Consider the following 2,431-nt stretch of genomic DNA (forward strand, 5'->3'; position numbering starts at 1 on the left):
CCGAAGCCGCCGCCCAGGTTCAGGAACTGCACCGGCGCCGGCGCGATCTCGGCCAGGCGCAACGCCAGCGCGTACGACTGCTGCTGCGCGTCGCAGATGGATTCGGCCCGCAAGTTCTGCGAGCCGGCAAAGAGGTGAAAGCCCTCGAAGGCCAGTCCGGCGGCGCGGATCTCGGCCATCAGCGCCGGCAGCTGCTCGACGTCGACGCCGAACTGCTTGGGCCCGCCTCCCATCTTCATGCCCGAGCCCTTGAGCTCGAAGTCGGGATTCACGCGCACCGCCACCCGCGCCGGCAGGCCCAGCCGCTGGGTGATGCCGGCCAGCAGCTTGACCTCGCGCGGCGATTCCAGGTTGATCAACACCCGCGAAGCGACCGCCCGGCGCAGCTCCGCCTCGGTCTTGCCCGGCCCGGCAAAGCTCACCTCGGCCGGGTCGGCACCCGCGTCCAGCGCCACCTTCAGCTCGCCGGCCGAGGCCACGTCGATGCCGTCGACCAGGCCGGCCATGAAGCCGACCACCGCCGGCATCGGGTTGGCCTTCATCGCGTAGTGCAGCTTGACCTGCCGCGGCAGCGCCTGGCGCAGCTCGGCCACGCGCTGGCGCAGCGCGCCGCGGTCGTAGGCGTAGAACGGCGTCTGGCCGACACGCTCGGCCAGCACCGACAGCCGCTCACCGCCGACCACCAGCTCGCCCTCCTGCACCGCGAACTGCTGCTGGGGCACGTGCTCGGGCAGGCGGCGCGCGGCGGGGGGCGAAGCGGTGTCGGTCATGGGAACGGCAAAGGGTCGGTGGATCTCAGGCGTCGGTGGGCAGCGCGGCGGCGCGGCCGATGGCCAGGTACTCGATGCCGAAGGCCTTCATCAGCGCCGGCTCGTAGAGGTTGCGGCCGTCGAACACCACCGGCTGCTTCAGCGTGGCCTTGATGTAGTCGAAGTCGGGGTTACGGAATTCCTTCCACTCCGTGACGATGAGCAGCGCATCGGCGCCTTCCAGCGCGGCCTGCTGGCCGGTGACGAAGGTGACGCCCGGCACGCCTTCCAGCACACGCTGGGCTTCCTGCATCGCCACCGGGTCGTAGGCGCGGATCTTGGCGCCGCGCTTGACCAGCTCGGCGATCACCACGCGGCTGGGCGCCTCGCGCATGTCGTCGGTGTTGGGCTTGAAGGCCAGGCCCCACACGGCCAGCGTGCGGCCGCTCAGGTCTTCGCCGAAGCGGGCCACCACGCGCTCGACCAACACATGCTTTTGCCGCTCGTTGGCGGCTTCCACCGCGTTGAGCACCTGCAGCGGCACGCCGTTGTCCGAGCCGATGTGGATTAGCGCCTTGACGTCCTTCGGGAAGCAGGAGCCGCCGTAGCCGGCACCGGCGTAGAGGAAGTGCGTGCCGATGCGCGGGTCGCTGCCGATGCCCTTGCGCACCAGTTCGATGTCGGCGCCCACGCGCTCGGCCAGCAGCGCCAGCTCGTTCATGAAGCTGATGCGGGTGGCCAGCATGGCGTTGGCGGCGTACTTGGTGAATTCGGCGCTGCGCACGTCCATCACGATCAGCTTGTCGTGGTTGCGCATGAAGGGCGCGTAGACGGCGCGCATCAGCAGCGTGGCGCGCTCGTCGTCGGAGCCGACGACCACGCGGTCCGGGCGCATGAAGTCGTCGACCGCAGCGCCTTCCTTCAGGAACTCGGGGTTGCTGACCACCGCGTAGTCCATGCTCAGGCCGCGTGCGGCCAGCTCTTCGCGCACGGCGGCGCGCACCTTGTCGGCGGTGCCCACGGGCACGGTGCTCTTGTCGACGATGACCTTGTAGTCGGTCATGTGGCGGCCGATGTTGCGGGCGGCGGCCAGCACGTACTGCAGGTCGGCCGAGCCGTCTTCGTCGGGCGGGGTGCCGACGCCGATGAATTGCAGGGTGCCGTGGCCGACGGCCGCGGCCACGTCGGTGGTGAACTGCAGGCGGCCGGCAGCAGCGTTACGTTGCACCACGGCATCGAGCCCGGGCTCGTGGATGGGGATCTCGCCACGCTGGAGCATGGCGATCTTGCGCTCGTCCACATCGAGGCACACCACGTGATTGCCCATCTCCGCCAGGCATGCGCCCGTGACCAGACCTACGTAACCGGCACCGACGACGGTGATCTTCATGCTTCTGCTCTCCCTGATGCGGGCCACCGGCCCTTTCAACTGCAGCGATTCTGCCTGCGCAGTGCGACACGCACGCCGCGTGCCCGTTACACGTGGGATTCCTGCACCTGAAGCGCCGGGCACTCGTACTCGCTTGACACACAATCCTGGCACTTTGGCTGCATCCGGCCGACAACCGCACGTGCCCACACCCCCATGAAAATCCTCCTCACCGGCGCTGCCGGCTTCATCGGCGCCCATGTCGCCCGCCTGCTGCTGGCCCGTGGCGACGAGGTGGTCGGCATCGACAACC

At 69.2% G+C, this 2,431-nt stretch carries 3 protein-coding genes; 1 reads left to right on the forward strand and 2 read right to left on the reverse strand.

The genetic code is table 11. The features are described 5' to 3' along the window. On the reverse strand, positions 1-770 hold a 770-nt coding region (locus ABNT58_RS05975), incomplete at its 3' end, for an alanine racemase (RefSeq protein WP_348752589.1). 25 nt (positions 771-795) lie between these two features. After that, positions 796-2,139, reverse strand: a complete 1,344-nt coding sequence (locus ABNT58_RS05980; RefSeq protein WP_348752590.1) for a UDP-glucose/GDP-mannose dehydrogenase family protein — start codon at positions 2,137-2,139, stop codon at positions 796-798. A gap of 195 nt (positions 2,140-2,334) precedes the next feature. Between ABNT58_RS05980 and ABNT58_RS05985 the strand changes: the two genes are divergently transcribed. Then, a partial coding sequence (locus tag ABNT58_RS05985) for an NAD-dependent epimerase/dehydratase family protein (RefSeq protein WP_348752591.1) occupies positions 2,335-2,431 on the forward strand: 97 nt, incomplete at its 3' end.

Origin of the sequence: uncultured Aquincola sp., assembly GCF_964001545.1 — a bacterium.
In the GTDB taxonomy this organism is placed as follows: Bacteria; Pseudomonadota; Gammaproteobacteria; order Burkholderiales; family Burkholderiaceae_C; genus Aquincola.